Raw genomic sequence first — 638 nt, 5'->3', positions numbered from 1 at the left:
TACCGCTCGGTTCCTTCGTGCCTCCGCCGCAGCCGGACAGCAGACTGAATGCCATCGTCCCTGCAAGTATCCCTGCCCACCATTTCTTGTTCATCATCGTTATCGAGCCCTCCCCAATCATATCATTCTAATAGAAGCGCGATTCTCCGGGATGTCCTTGTGCCTATCCCTTGACCCCGCCCAGTGCAATTCCTTCGATGACACTCTTCTGACCTATGATAAAAACAATCAGCAGCGGGAATATGGCCGACACGGCCGCCGCCATAATCAGCGAATAAAACTCACCGCTTAAAGACGTAAATTTCTGCATCGCCAGCGGAATCGTAAACAGCCGATCCGTTCGAAGAAAGATGAGCGGATTCTGATAGTCATTCCATGTCCAGATAAAACGCAGAATCGCATAGGTAGCCACAGCGGGCTTTACCAGCGGCAGCGCAATGGACCAGAATATCCGCGGATGGCTCGCACCGTCGATTTTGGCGGATTCGATGAATTCCTGGTGCACCCCCATGAAGAATTGCCGCAGCATAAACGTCCCCAGCACGCTGAAACTCCCAAGCATAATGAGGCCGAGATGATTATCAAACAGCCCAATGTTGCGGTACAGGATAAACTGCGGGATCAGAATGGCCTGACCC

Annotated in this window: 1 protein-coding gene; it reads right to left on the bottom strand. The window is 52.2% G+C overall.

Annotation, left to right across the window (positions count from 1 at the left end; genetic code table 11):
* Positions 1-163 precede the first annotated feature (163 nt).
* Positions 164-638: carbohydrate ABC transporter permease (locus C3B52_RS35735; protein WP_164685092.1), on the bottom strand; the 475-nt coding region annotated here is incomplete at its 5' end.

Origin of the sequence: Brevibacillus reuszeri, assembly GCF_002897295.1 — a bacterium.
GTDB classification, from domain to species: Bacteria; Bacillota; Bacilli; order Brevibacillales; family Brevibacillaceae; genus Brevibacillus; species Brevibacillus reuszeri_A.
Note: the sequence above shows the minus strand (reverse complement) of the source record. Positions and strands in the feature narration are given on the sequence as shown.